Raw genomic sequence first — 12,686 nt, 5'->3', positions numbered from 1 at the left:
GTATTTGTAAGAGGCGCTTAAAAGGGCGTCGGAAAAACACAGACAAATCGTGGATCATATGAGTTGGGAAGCATGAGTTCAGGCCGTTTTATCACACTGGAAGGAACTGAAGGAGTTGGTAAATCAACTAACCTGCGGTTTATAGAATCGGTCCTGCAGCAGCATCAGGTCCGTTATCAGTTGACCCGTGAGCCAGGTGGTACGCCGCTGGCTGAACAGGTGCGTGAATTGTTGCTGGCTAATCGCGATGAGGTGGTTGCTGACGATGCTGAGTTATTGCTGGTGTTCGCTGCCCGGGCACAACATCTTGAGCGGGTCATCCGGCCGACCCTTGCTGAAGGCTGCTGGGTGCTGTGTGATCGCTTTACCGATGCCACTTTTGCCTATCAGGGTGGCGGTCGTGGGCTCAGCAAAGAGCTGATTGGTCAGTTGGAAACAATGGTGCAGCGTGGTCTGCAGCCGGACCTGACAATTCTGCTGGATCTGCCAGTCGAGATCGGTCTGGCCCGGGCCAGCCAGCGAGGCACGCTGGACCGGTTTGAAAATGAACGGATCACTTTTTTCGAACAGGTACGTAGCGCCTATCTTGAGCGTGCAGCCGCCGACCCGAAACGCTTTGCAGTAATCGATGCTTCAGGCACACTGGAACAGGTGCAGCAGCAAATTGCCGTAGTACTTGAACGTTACCTTCAGGAGCAAAATCGGTGAGTGACACTCTCTGGCAGGACCGTGCAGTGGTATTACCCTGGCTAAAAGGGCGCTGGGAGTATCTTCTTGAACTCAAAGCCCAGAATCGCTTCCCCCATGCGTTGCTGATTAACGGCCCTGAGGGGATTGGTAAGGCCTGCTTTGCGCTGGCGCTGGCGAACTATGTTCTCTGCCGTGAGCCTAAGGCTGGAGCCGCCTGTGGTCACTGTCGCAGTTGTGAGCTGACCAGCAGTGGAAACCATCCGGATCTTTATCTGCTAAAACCTGAAGAGCAGGGCAAGCCGATCAAGATTGATCAGGTCCGCGAACTGACCAACTTCATCTACTCAACCGCACAGCAGGGGGGGTATCGGGTGGTAATACTCGATCCCGCCGACAGTATGAACATCAATGCGGCCAATGCCTTGCTGAAAATGTTGGAGGAGCCCGGCTCAAATACCTTGCTGATGCTGTTGACTCACCGTCTGGGACAGATGTTGCCGACCATCAAAAGTCGTTGTCAGCGGGTTGATATGCCGCCTGCGGATCTTTCGCTGGCCACCCAGTGGGTTGCCACGCAGCTGCAAGTAGATGCCGCTGAAGCCGCGCAGCTGCTCGTGATTGCGCATAACTCACCGTTGCAGGCATTGTCCTATAAGCAGGATGACCTCTTGGGGTTGCGGGCTAAAGTGTTGAAAGGGCTGGCGGATATTCTCAAGAATCGAAGCAGTTCAGTTGAGGTCGCGCAGTCGCTGTATAAAGAGGATCTTGAACTAGTGCTAGGCTGGATTTACAGCTGGACAGTTGATATCGCCAGATCATCGGAAAACCAGGCAGATCCTGAGCTATTACGTCACACTGATGCGAAGAATATGCTGTTAGCTCTGGCGCGCAAAGTCAGCAGTCAAAAGCTGTATCAGTTCGCTGATGAGGTGCAGGCCGCACGCAAGGATCTGATGTTTCGCCGTAATCCGAATAAGCAGTTGCTGATGGAGACATTGCTAAGCAACTGGTATTCGCTGCCAAGGCCTAACTAACTGACTTAACAGGATATACAGCGGCCCAAAGCAATAGTAATATATAGACAGTCTGAATCAGGATGAAATTTGCACTAGGGAGGCTATACGGCCTATGTCAGTTGTACCCCGAATGAGTCATGGGATTCTATCCCTGGCAATTGAGACCAAGGAAGATCTCTATAAATCCTTTATGCCATTTATCAAAAATGGCGGGTTGTTCATTCCGACTACCCGAACCTATCAGCTTGGCGAAGAGGTTTTTATGCTGCTGAGCCTGATTGATGAGGATGATAAAATTCCGGTCACAGGTAAAGTTGTCTGGGTAACCCCAAGAGCGGCTCAGGGTGGACGCATCCCCGGTATCGGTATTCAACTGTCTCAGGATGATGCAACACTGATCTCCAAGATTGAAACCTATATTGCGACATTGCGAAATTCTGGCAGACGCACTAATACGATGTAATTCCGAGTTACCCTCATGTTTGTAGATTCACACTGTCATCTCGATAGGCTGGACCTTTCTGGCCGAAATAATGACCTACAGGCTGTCATGGATGATGCAGCGGCCCGCAATGTTTCCCGTATGCTGTGTGTTGCCATCGACATGGAAAAGCTTCCCGGCATGCTGGCAACGGTTAACCGCTTCGATAACGTTTATGCCTCGGCGGGCGTGCATCCGCTTCATGTTACCGAAGGTATCCCTGAAATATCCACCCTGCTTGAGTATGCAGCAGACCCGAAAATAATCGCGCTGGGTGAGTCGGGGCTGGATTACTATTATCAGAAAGATACCATTGAGCGGCAGCAAGAAAGCTTTATTCGCCATCTGCAAGCATCGGCGCAGTCCCGGTTACCGGTTATTGTGCATACCCGCGACGCCCGTGAAGATACTATCAGTTTGCTGCGCCAGCATGCCGATCCTGTGGTGGGCGGGGTATTACACTGCTTTACCGAGAACTGGCAGATGGCCAGTGAAGCATTGGAACTCAACTACATGATCTCTTTTTCCGGGATTATAACCTTCCGAAATGCAGCCGAACTGAGAGAGGTGGTTCGTCAGGTGCCGATTGAAAATCTGTTGATTGAAACCGACTCACCCTATCTGGCTCCGATACCCTATCGTGGCAAGTCAAATGAACCTCAATATGTTGTTGAAGTCGCCCAGTGTGTTGCGGATATCAAAGGGCTTCGCATTGAAGAGGTTGCCGAGATAACCAGTGCCAATTTTGACCGCATGTTTCCTAAAGCGGTTAGCGGCTGACAATGAGTCGGCCTCCGGTTGCCCCTCCAGTCAGTTATATCGAGCCGGTATTTCGCCCACCGAGTGAAGCAAACTCTCTTATTCTCCAGGTCACCAATGGTTGCAGCTGGAACCGCTGTACCTTCTGCGAAATGTATATTGATCCGCAGAAAAAATTCAAACCGAAAGACGAAGCCCTGTTACTTGAAGAAATTAAGCGTTGCGGACAGCAGATGCCCGGTATCAGGCGGGTGTTTCTGGGTGATGGCGATCCGATGGTGTTGTCATTCCGGCGTTTGAAAACCATTCTCGAAGCGATACAAACGTATCTCCCAGGCGTGACCCGGGTGTCAACTTATGCACTACCTGCCAATCTTAAGCATAAAACTGTCGAAGAGCTTCGGGCGTTACGTGAGCTTGGCCTGAAGCTGATCTATGTCGGGGCCGAAAGTGGCGATGATGAGGTGCTGCGCTGTATCGATAAAGGCGAGACCTTTGAAACCACCCGTGATGGCTTGCTGAAAGCAAAACAGGCAGGGATTAAAACCTCAGTGATGCTGATCAATGGTTTGGGAGGTACCCGTATGAGTGAACAGCATGCGCTGGCCTCTGCGCGACTGGTAAATGCCGTCCAGCCGGATTACCTCGCAACGCTGGTGTTGTTTTCCCGTCGGGGCAATACCCGGGTCGCTGGAGGGTTCGGTGGTGATTTTATCCCGTTGAACCAGCGCCAGTTATTTCAGGAGATGGAGCTATTTCTGTCAAATCTGACCCTGGAGAAGACCCTTTTTCGCAGCGATCATGCTTCAAACTTTTTAGTTTTAAAAGGCGTACTTAACCGTGATCTGGAATCGATGCTGCAGCAGTTGCGTACCGCGATAGAGACGCCGGACAGAGTGTTTCTGCGGCAGGACTATCAGCGCGGTCTGTAAAGCGCTTTCCGTATCGGTCATTCACGCGAACTTTCAAATACCTCTACAACTGTCTTAGCGGTATTAAATCATGCGAAAAGTTTACATATCGTTCGCATTCGAAAACCAGTCGTTACCTGAAGATTATGTATCGCTTTAGCCGTTTTATATCTCAGTCAGTGGTTGGCATAAGTGATCTGATATCCAGGCTGCGACCTCATCTAACCCTATACTTATCTGTTATCACCCATCCTCATTGAGTAGTAGTTACATCAGAAATTCTTTGCTTTATACTTTTGTCTAAGATGTTATCTCTCATAAGAATACAACAAAAGGTAATAAGTCATGAGAAGACCTGTACGGATTGCTGTCACTGGGGCAGCGGGGGCGATTAGTTATAATCTGCTATTTAAAATTGCAGCCGGTGAGATGATGGGTCGTGATCAGCCGGTTATTCTTCAGTTGATTGAAATTCCTGAAGCAATGGAAGCACTTCGCGGTGTCGCGATGGAACTCGAAGATTGTGCTTACCCGTTGTTGCACACGATCACCCTGCACGATAACGTCGAAGATGGCTTTAGCAACTGTCATTATGCGTTGCTGGTCGGTGCCCGTCCCCGCGGGCCGGGTATGGAACGTAGCGATCTGTTGGAAGTCAACGCGGAGATTTTCGCCCGTCAGGGTAAGGCACTGAATGATTTTGCCAACCGTGATGTTAAAGTACTCATTACCGGTAACCCTGCCAATACCAATGCACTGATCGCCAGTCGTAATGCGCCAAAACTGAGCCCATCGCAGTTTACCTGTCTGACACGGCTGGATCATAACCGTGCCAAAGGTATGCTGGCCAGCCAGTGTGGTGTTACTGCCCGGGATATTCAGAATATTATTATCTGGGGTAACCACTCTCCAACCCAATATCCTGACCTGCACCATGCCACAGTGTTTGGACAGCCTGCGATGGGGCAGATCGATACCGCCTGGTATCGGGATGAGTTTATTCCCCGGGTACAGGAGCGGGGCAGTGAAATTATTAAAGCACGAGGCTTATCCAGTGCTGCATCAGCGGCTCAGGCGATTGTTGATCAGATGCACAACTGGACACAGGGTACTGATCCGGGTGAGATTGTCAGTATGGGTATATTGAGTGATGGCAGCTATGGTATCGAGAAGGGGGTTTTCTTCTCCTTTCCGGTGCGCTGTAACTATGGTCGCTATCAGATCGTTCATGGTCTTGATATCAGTGATTTCAGCCGTAAGCAGCTCACCGCTACTGAACTCGAGTTACTTGAAGAGAAAGCGGTTGTTGAACACCTTCTGCCGAAAGAGACTGAGGAATCGCATATGAATCTGACTATCTGCCTGAAGTCCGGCGTGACTCTGTATGCGGATGGCACAGGGCCAAGTCAGGAAAGTAAGTTCCTGAATAACAACCGGGTACTCTGATCGCAGAGTTTTGACACAAACAATTAAAGCCCTGCCTGAGTTATCCCGGCGGGGCTTTTTTATGATGGACAAATATCGATGGTGGAGATAATTACCGTTAACACCCGTGGCCAGGGGTTATATGAATTTACGGATAAAGTCAGACGCTTGCTTGATATAAGTGCTGTGCAGGAAGGCCTGTGCAGTTTGCTGATTCAGCATACCAGTGCCAGTTTGACGATTCAGGAAAATGCTGATCCCAGTGCTCAGCATGATCTGGAAAACTGGCTTAATCGGCTGGTACCCGAAGGCGACCCGCTCTATACCCATACGTTTGAAGGCCGGGATGACATGCCAGCACATATCAAAGCAGCGCTGACCGCAACCACGTTGTCGATACCGGTTAAAAATGGCAGCTTGATGCTAGGAACCTGGCAGGGGATCTATTGCTGGGAACATCGTCACAGTCGCCAGGTAAGATCAATTGCCGTACATATCGCTTAGGTGCTTTCGGACTAAAACGATGTAAACAGATCTAGCGGTGTGATCTGCTCAGGGTTATCCATCGACCTGTATTGGTTCTTCGCTATCATCAGCTTCACTGGCGCGCGTGGTCAAACCCCAGAAGGCTGCAATATGGCGGGTAGAGGAGATATCGACATCGAGCATATACTCGCCACTCGCGCCACAGCCGTAGTCGCCGCCCGTTTTAATCGGGGTACCATGGCCCATCCCGGTAATGCTGTATTCCTCTACCTGCTCATGACCGGCGGCATCGTTCCAGACCCGTCGGGGATACCCATCGATGACATCAGTGAGGCTTGGCTCATCCGGCAGGTTGTAAAGGCTAAGCCACTGTTTAAGGATCGCTTCGGCGTTCAAGGGGTCTACAGTGCTATCGTTGCTGCCGTGCCAGATTGATACTGTTGGCCAGCGACCGTCATAGTCTGAGGCTTCCTGCAGCCTGGCTGCAAGCTGCTGTGATGTTGGGCCGCCGGGCCAGCCCTGCATGCTGCTATAGGCTGCTGGAAATGTGTCAGCACAACCGTATGGCATTCCGGCAATGATGGCCCCTCCGGCAAACACATCCGGGCAGGTTGCAAGCATGATTGAGGTCATGGCGCCGCCCGCAGACAAGCCGGTGATAAAGATGCGCTGTCGATCGATGGTATGATCGCTGACAACCTGCTCAATCATATTCAGGATGGAGAGCGGCTCACCCACGCCGCGACTGTTGTCACCCGGCTCAAACCAGTTGAAACTGAGTAACCAATTATTCGAACGTTGCTGCTCGGGGAACAGCACTGCAAACCCATGCCGGTCGGCAAGCTCTGACCAGCCTGACCCGTGGTTATACTCCGCCGCAGTCTGGTAGCAGCCATGTAGCACAACGACCAGAGGTGCATTCTCAGGCAACTCCTCCGGTATGTAGGTCCACCCCCGCAAAGCCCCCGGATTGGCTCCGAATCCGATCAGCTCCGACAGGCTATCTATTGAAGGTTTACTCTCTGTCATAGAGGTAAATGGATTCATTATAGTGGTTATCATGTGGTCCTTTTGTGGCAGGCATTATCCCGAAAAACCGAGTGTTAAGGTTCTTATTTTCTCAGGCATGCGGCGAAAGCCCGAGACGCTGATCAGCCCTCATAAATCTATAACAGTGGGCATTATAAAATCCCTCTGATGATCATACGGTATATAAAGTATAAATTCTGTTCGTTAACGAACAGAGGTGCTCAGGCCTGGGGCATTTTGGTTAGAAATGAACCGTGCGATAAACAGGCTTTGTGCGATTGCGCACAGACACTGAAAAAAGCGGGATGTATAAATAATGGACAAGCCATTGATCAGTCTAATCCCACTGGGAAGGTGCTTATCACCTGTAACGGATTCCATGTTGTCCCGTGAAAGGAGTTTATTTATGTACGGATTCAGTATACAGCTAGAGCTACCCTTTGATACTGCCGTCAGCAAAGTCATCGGGGCTTTAAAAAAAGAGGGCTTTGGTGTGCTCAGCGATATCGACGTTCAGGCGACCTTAAAAGAAAAGCTCAATATTGATCATCGACCCTATCGAATACTCGGTGCCTGCAATCCCGCGCTTGCTCATCAAGCGATAGAAGCTGAACCTGATGTCGGTTTGCTTCTGCCCTGTAACGTGGTTGTGCGCGAAGATGAAGATGGCAGCGTAACGATCGCGTTTATGAATCCATCGGCGGTGTTGCAGCTGGTCGACAAGCCGGAAGTACATGCACTGGGCAATGAGGTGTTAGGTTTACTGCAGAATGTCTGTGCGAGCCTCAAAGTAGAGAATGAGCAATTGCCGGCCTGAGTCTGCTTTGTTCAGTGGACAAAGCTAACTACGCAGCTCTGGCCGCTGATGATAAATCTCATAAGGCTATTCCGCTGACAATCATTCTGAATATCAATCAATATCAAAAATGGGGAAAGGTAATGAGTAAGAAAGAACTTTATCAGCAGAAATTACAGGCGCATCTGGATGAAATGAGCGCCGATATTAACAAGCTAAAGGCAAAAGCAGATAACGCAGGTGCCGATGTTCAGCTTGAATACTATAAGCAGCTTGAAGAGTTGAAAACAATGCAAGCCTCAGCCAGAAATAAGCTTGATGAGCTTAAGAATGCGGGTGACGATGCATGGGAGGATCTTAAAACAGGTATGGACAGTGCGTGGGGTTCGATTAGCACTGCGCTGAAGTCAGCCAGCTCACGATTTAAATAAGCGCTTGTAAACTGTGAAACCTTTGACTAAGGCCGCAAGTGTATGTTCTGAATCGATAAGCCGGCTATTTAAACACAATGTCTGCAGCATTAACGCTGCAGACACAGGGTGCCTGATGGAGGGGATGACAGCCTTGTATGGCCAGCACTGAGCGTCTCAGGACTGCTGTTGTTCTAACAGTGAATTTTTAAAACCCGCCAGCATTCGGTCAAGATCGAGCAGAATAATAAGCTGCTCTTCGCGGTAACAAACACCCTGAACAAACTGCCGTTGGCTATCTTCGCGCATAACGCCCGGCGCTCTTTCTGTCTCACTTTCCGGCAGGTTAAGCACCTCATCAACACCGTCAACCAGAATGCCGAGCACTTCCTGGTCATCAAACTCAACCACGACGATACGGGTGTTATGGTCGATCTCAGTATCTTCCAGCTTAAACAGCGTACGGGAGCTGACAACCGTCACGACACTACCGCGCAGGTTAATGATTCCGAGAATACCATCCGGTGCGCCGGGGACCGGCGTTATATCGGTAAAACGCAGAACCTCTTTAACTTGCATAACATCGATAGCGTATAGCTCATCTGCAATCGAAAAGGTCGCCCATTTTCGGTAAGCCTCCTGAGTTTCGCCACTTTTTTTATGCTGCTCGTAAACATTCGAGCTAAGCTCTGCCTGAATCTGCTGTAGTTGTTTAGCTGCGTCTTCAAGACCCATAGGTTGCTCTCTTATGCTATCTGTTTCAGCCAGCGAAGACTTTCAGTCGTGCTGACGGAGGGGTTATATTCAAGACTTGTTATACCGGAGTATCCCATATCATCCAGGGCTTTAAAAATATTGCTGAAGTTTAGCTCCCCAGTTTGTGGTTCATGTCTTCCGGGGACATCGGCAAACTGTATATGGCCAATGTTATCCAGATGATTTCTTAGCGTTTGAATCAGGTTACCCTCCATGATCTGCATATGATAGATATCGTATTGCAGCTTAATATTGGGGTGAGCGACGGCCTTAAAGAGCGCAAACGCCTGGGCGCTGTTATTGAGGAAAAAACCCGGAATATCCTGGGTATTGATCGCTTCCGCCAGCAGTTGAATATCGGCTTTTGCGCATGCTTTAGCACAGAATCGCAGATTATCGATAAAGGTTTTTTCAGCCAAATCATAGTCACAATCTTCAGGAAGTATACCTGACAATATATTGATATTATTGCAGTTTAGTATTTTTGCATATTCGATTGCGAGCGCGACTCCCTGACGAAACTCATCAACTCGATGCGGATGGCAGGCGATACCACGGTCGCCGGATTGCCAGTTGCCAGCAGGGGCATTCAGAAGTACCAGTTGCTGTTGATTCTCTGTCAGCAGGCTAGCAATCTGGGCGGCGGGCAGTTCGTAGGGAAACTGAATTTCGACCTTGCTAAACCCATGCTCTGCAGCGGCGGCAAAGCGCTCCGGTAATGGCACCTCGGTGAACAGCATACTCAGATTAACGGCAAAATCAGGCATGGCGTGCCTCCTGGTTAATGATCTTGATTATGAGTGATCAGATAGCACGTCAGACAGCTCGTAGGGAGAGGCGGTCGGTTTATCGTTCAGTGTACGATTATGGTTAAGCATCTCCAGTTGCAACAATAAGCCGCTGTGATCAACCTCTTCAAAGCCTTTGTTCACCAGCTGCTGATACTGGTCACAGGTTTGCTGTACCAGTGGCAGACTAAGCTGTTCCGCCTTCGCGGTATCCAGAATGGTCCTCAGGTCTTTCAGCTGAACACGGGCAGTTGCGCCGGGGTTAAATTCACGATCAATCATCCGCTGACCGTGCAACTCAAGAATCCGGCTGCTGGCAAAGCCGCCCAGCAGCGCTTCACGCACGGCGGCAGGGTCAGCACCGCCCTCAGCTGCCAGCAACAGGGCTTCTGCAACCGCGCCGATAGTGATGCCTACAATTGCCTGATTGGCGCATTTTGCTAACTGGCCCGACCCCGCAGGGCCGATATAGGTTGCTTTGCCAAGTGCACTGAACAGTGTCTGGCAGCGGTCAAATACCGCTTTGTCGCCACCGGCCATAATTGCCAGTGATCGCTGCTCAGCACCCACCGTTCCACCGGATACCGGTGCATCCAGATAGTCTACACCGATATTCTTAAAGCGGGCGTAGTGTTGTTTGGCCAGCCCGGGAGGAACAGAACTCATATCAATGACGGTACTGCCGGTCTTATATCGGACAGGCGTATCCTTACTGAACAGCACCTGGTCAACAATCGGACCATTTTCCAGCATGGTGATGATGATGTCGGCATCCGCAATCGCTTCAGCGGGTGTCGGCGCAACCCTGGCGCCATTATCGGAAAGCGTTTGCGCTTTGCTGAGGGTGCGGTTCCACAGCGTCAAATGATAACCGGCATTGAGCAGGTTAACGGCCATTGGACGGCCCATCAGACCTATTCCGAGAAAAGCGATTTTCATCGAAAATACTCCGTTACAAGCAGTTGGTGGGTTTAGGCAGGCCTGCAATTTTACTGGCGAGCTTGGCCGGGCTGCCGGGGAACAGGGACATCAGATAGATACTCTTACCTTTGTCGGCGCCCAGTTCGGCGGTGATCGCTTTAATCAGCGGGCGCATCGCCGGAGACATCTCAAACTGCTGGTAGAACTGCCGCAGCACCGCCAGAATTTCCCAGTGAGCATCGCTTAGCTGAATACCTTCCTGCTGCGCCAGTTGCTCAGCAACAGCAGGGGCCCAGTCATCAAGGTTGCGCAGGTAACCTTCGTTATCAACGGGAATTATTACACCATTTACCGTTAGATTATCCATCTCAGAACCAGCTCACCACTTTACCGTAGCGGCAACTTAACTCGACAAAACCGTCATAACCGATGGCACGAAAATCCTGATTGAGATCTTTCAGCCCACGGGCAATTGCATCATCTTCGAGCAGGTAACACTGCACGCTACCGGGAAGCCGGGTAAACAGTTCTGCATAGGCTGGCATTGCCGCGTATACGCCGTTTTCGATCAGCAGCAGGGCATCACCATTGCTGACAGCGGAGAGGCTGTCACGCAGAGCGCTGCTCTCTGACGGGGTTTTGTTAATCAGGTGAAGTGTCATAATCAGAAGCTCAAAACCTGGTCCTGCTTTTTGATCAGCGCGGCGATGCCACTCTGGTCCAGCAGAATAATATTTAATTCGATATCGTCGGGTCGGATACCGCGCTGTTCAAGTGCACGCTGGCAGACATAGAGCTGGTCGATATCATACATCTCCAGCATAGACAGGTTTGCCGACAGGTTCTTCTGGCCAATCGCAGCAGCGTTGTGCGCAGGTAATAGCTGCAGTACCGCATCATCCATAAATAGCAGGCTGAGCGGCTGCTCAAACACGGAGATCGTCAGGGCAACATCAAGGGCGTCCCGGGCGGCACTGCTACCGTAGGGCGCTTTGCGGTTGATAATCAGAAATGATTTTTTTGTATCACTCATTATCAGGCTCCAAAGGTCACAACACGGTCAGAGAGGATGCCTGCTTCAACCAGCTGTCCCAGCCCTGAAAGGGTAAAGTCGGGGCTTAGATTGTGGCCGCTTTTCTCATAACGACGGGCCTCATTTTCGTCCAGAACCCCACGTCTCACGGCTGCAGCGATACAGACCACCAGATCCAGGTCGTGCTCGCAGGCGAGCGCAGTCCATTCCGACGGAATATTGGCCTCATCCTGAGGTGGAGCTGCCAGAGCCGAACCGCTGTGGACTCCATCCGCATAAAAAAACACCCGATGAATCGTGTGTCCGAGTTTTAACACGCTTCTGCTAAATTGCAGCGCGCTGGCAGAAGCCTGGGAGCTATAGGGGGCTCCGGTAACAACGATTGAAAAAATCATAATGTATTGATTTCTGTAAACTAAAAAGCCCTGCAATCTTATCAGGATTGCAGGGCTTTGTGTGTTGTTTTCAGTAGGTGAAAACTAAAATCCTTAGTCTTCGTTAAGGAAGCCTACCAGGCTTAGCAGGTGTATCAGAAGGTTGTAGATGTTCAGGTAAAGGCTAACAGTCGCCATGATGTAGTTGGTGTAGGTGCCGTTAACAATATTACTGGTGTCGTAGAGAATAAAACCAGACATCAGCAACACAACGCCAGCAGAGAATGCCAGATGCATCGCACCGATATTAACGCCCATCATCGGCAGAACAAACAGAGCAACCATTGCGATCAGCAGAACCATGGAGCCTGCCGCAAGGAAGCCGCCCATAAAGCTGAAGTCTTTTTTGCTAGTCAGTACATAAGCAGATAAACCGAGAAAGGTCGCTGCGGTCATACCCATTGCTGTCATGACGATCTGTCCACCATTGGCCATTGCCAGGTAGTGGTTCAGAATAGGGCCAAGACCAAAACCCATCAAACCGGTAAAGGCGAAGGTCATTGGCAGAGCCCAGACGCTGTTTTGCATCTTATTGAGGATAAATATCATCACAAAACTGACAATAATACTGCCTAAGTAGACGATGAACGGTGGGTTAATCGCCATGGAGATACCAGCGGTTACCGCACTGAATACCAGTGTCATCGCAAGTAGCATATAGGTGTTACGAATCACCTTATTGGTCGATAGTACAGATTGCTCTGAACGCGTCGCCGTCATTGTGTCGATATTACGCATCTTATCCCTCTGG

Annotated in this window: 18 protein-coding genes; 9 read left to right on the top strand and 9 right to left on the bottom strand. The window is 50.3% G+C overall.

Annotated features, from left to right (window positions below; genetic code table 11):
• The first annotated feature begins 72 nt into the window (after positions 1–72).
• The 7 genes from tmk to Q0499_RS19980 all read left to right on the top strand — a co-directional run bounded on the left by tmk (position 73) and on the right by Q0499_RS19980 (position 5,786).
• Positions 73–708, top strand: a complete 636-nt coding sequence (gene tmk / locus Q0499_RS20010) for a dTMP kinase (RefSeq protein WP_299203424.1) — start codon at positions 73–75, stop codon at positions 706–708.
• On the top strand, positions 705–1,724 hold the full coding sequence (locus Q0499_RS20005; protein ID WP_299203422.1) for a DNA polymerase III subunit delta': 1,020 nt from the start codon (positions 705–707) through the stop codon (positions 1,722–1,724). Before tmk ends, Q0499_RS20005 begins: the two co-directional genes overlap by 4 nt.
• Positions 1,725–1,818: 94 nt before the next feature.
• The gene (locus Q0499_RS20000; RefSeq protein ID WP_299203419.1) at positions 1,819–2,169 is read left to right on the top strand and encodes a PilZ domain-containing protein; all 351 of its coding nucleotides are present in this window, start codon (positions 1,819–1,821) and stop codon (positions 2,167–2,169) included.
• A 15-nt stretch (positions 2,170–2,184) separates the two neighbouring features.
• On the top strand, positions 2,185–2,967 hold the full coding sequence (locus Q0499_RS19995; RefSeq protein ID WP_299203416.1) for a TatD family hydrolase: 783 nt from the start codon (positions 2,185–2,187) through the stop codon (positions 2,965–2,967).
• 2 nt (positions 2,968–2,969) lie between these two features.
• Positions 2,970–3,878: a radical SAM protein gene (locus Q0499_RS19990; protein WP_299203415.1), complete on the top strand. Its 909-nt coding sequence runs from the start codon at positions 2,970–2,972 to the stop codon at positions 3,876–3,878.
• 324 nt (positions 3,879–4,202) lie between these two features.
• Complete coding sequence (locus Q0499_RS19985) at positions 4,203–5,303, top strand: malate dehydrogenase (RefSeq protein WP_299203413.1); 1,101 nt, start codon at positions 4,203–4,205, stop codon at positions 5,301–5,303.
• A 78-nt stretch (positions 5,304–5,381) separates the two neighbouring features.
• Positions 5,382–5,786: a secondary thiamine-phosphate synthase enzyme YjbQ gene (locus Q0499_RS19980; protein ID WP_299203411.1), complete on the top strand. Its 405-nt coding sequence runs from the start codon at positions 5,382–5,384 to the stop codon at positions 5,784–5,786.
• Between the two features lie 54 nt (positions 5,787–5,840).
• Here the strand turns inward: Q0499_RS19980 and Q0499_RS19975 are convergent, their stop codons facing one another.
• Complete coding sequence (locus Q0499_RS19975) at positions 5,841–6,830, bottom strand: PHB depolymerase family esterase (RefSeq protein WP_299203409.1); 990 nt, start codon at positions 6,828–6,830, stop codon at positions 5,841–5,843.
• A gap of 373 nt (positions 6,831–7,203) precedes the next feature.
• Here Q0499_RS19975 and Q0499_RS19970 point away from each other — a divergent pair, with 373 nt between their 5' ends.
• On the top strand, positions 7,204–7,614 hold the full coding sequence (locus tag Q0499_RS19970; RefSeq protein WP_299203407.1) for a DUF302 domain-containing protein: 411 nt from the start codon (positions 7,204–7,206) through the stop codon (positions 7,612–7,614).
• Positions 7,615–7,628: 14 nt separating this feature from the next.
• A complete protein-coding gene (locus tag Q0499_RS19965) occupies positions 7,629–8,024 on the top strand; it encodes a coiled coil domain-containing protein (protein ID WP_299203405.1) in 396 nt (131 codons plus the stop codon).
• A 156-nt stretch (positions 8,025–8,180) separates the two neighbouring features.
• Here the strand turns inward: Q0499_RS19965 and Q0499_RS19960 are convergent, their stop codons facing one another.
• From Q0499_RS19960 to Q0499_RS19925, 8 genes are all read right to left on the bottom strand, one after another.
• Positions 8,181–8,738 (bottom strand): chemotaxis protein CheW, encoded by a 558-nt coding sequence (locus Q0499_RS19960; protein WP_299203403.1) that lies wholly within the window; start codon positions 8,736–8,738, stop codon positions 8,181–8,183.
• 11 nt (positions 8,739–8,749) lie between these two features.
• Positions 8,750–9,526: a 2-oxo-tetronate isomerase gene (otnI, locus tag Q0499_RS19955; RefSeq protein ID WP_299203401.1), complete on the bottom strand. Its 777-nt coding sequence runs from the start codon at positions 9,524–9,526 to the stop codon at positions 8,750–8,752.
• A gap of 27 nt (positions 9,527–9,553) precedes the next feature.
• The gene (locus Q0499_RS19950; protein ID WP_299203399.1) at positions 9,554–10,486 is read right to left on the bottom strand and encodes an NAD(P)-dependent oxidoreductase; all 933 of its coding nucleotides are present in this window, start codon (positions 10,484–10,486) and stop codon (positions 9,554–9,556) included.
• A 13-nt stretch (positions 10,487–10,499) separates the two neighbouring features.
• Entirely contained in the window at positions 10,500–10,835 is a 336-nt protein-coding gene (locus Q0499_RS19945) for a TusE/DsrC/DsvC family sulfur relay protein (RefSeq protein ID WP_299203397.1), read from the bottom strand.
• A gap of 1 nt (position 10,836) precedes the next feature.
• On the bottom strand, positions 10,837–11,130 hold the full coding sequence (gene tusB, locus Q0499_RS19940; protein ID WP_299203395.1) for a sulfurtransferase complex subunit TusB: 294 nt from the start codon (positions 11,128–11,130) through the stop codon (positions 10,837–10,839).
• Positions 11,131–11,132: 2 nt separating this feature from the next.
• Positions 11,133–11,501 (bottom strand): sulfurtransferase complex subunit TusC, encoded by a 369-nt coding sequence (tusC, locus tag Q0499_RS19935; RefSeq protein WP_299203393.1) that lies wholly within the window; start codon positions 11,499–11,501, stop codon positions 11,133–11,135.
• 2 nt (positions 11,502–11,503) lie between these two features.
• On the bottom strand, positions 11,504–11,896 hold the full coding sequence (gene tusD, locus Q0499_RS19930) for a sulfurtransferase complex subunit TusD (protein ID WP_299203391.1): 393 nt from the start codon (positions 11,894–11,896) through the stop codon (positions 11,504–11,506).
• A gap of 93 nt (positions 11,897–11,989) precedes the next feature.
• Positions 11,990–12,673, bottom strand: a complete 684-nt coding sequence (locus Q0499_RS19925) for a Bax inhibitor-1/YccA family protein (protein ID WP_299203388.1) — start codon at positions 12,671–12,673, stop codon at positions 11,990–11,992.
• Positions 12,674–12,686 lie beyond the last annotated feature (13 nt).

It is taken from the genome of uncultured Amphritea sp., assembly GCF_937127095.1.
Taxonomy (GTDB): domain Bacteria; phylum Pseudomonadota; class Gammaproteobacteria; order Pseudomonadales; family Balneatricaceae; genus Amphritea.
Note: the sequence above shows the minus strand (reverse complement) of the source record. Positions and strands in the feature narration are given on the sequence as shown.